Source organism: Rhodococcus sp. AC861 (assembly GCF_979256035.1).
Map to the genome: position 1 here is coordinate 1 of NZ_CEEDMW010000140.1, position 229 is coordinate 229.

Sequence of the window (229 nt, forward strand, 5' to 3'; positions counted from 1 at the left end):
GCGTGTCACCCTCGAGCTCGGTGGGAAATCGGCCGCGATCCTGCTGGAGGACGCAGATTTCCCAGCAATCGTGCCCCAGATTGCCGGTGGACTCTGTTACCACGCCGGCCAGGGATGCGCGTCGTTGACTCGACGTCTCGTTCCTCGAAGTCGATTCGTCGAAGCCGTTGCGATCGCCAAGGCGACGATGGAAGTGATTCCTTGGGGCGATCCGACCGACCCGAACAAC

At 62.0% G+C, this 229-nt stretch carries 1 protein-coding gene; it reads left to right on the forward strand.

What is annotated here, in order from left to right:
- A partial coding sequence (locus AC0IX4_RS23475) for an aldehyde dehydrogenase family protein (RefSeq protein WP_471831477.1) occupies positions 1 to 229 on the forward strand: 229 nt, incomplete at both ends.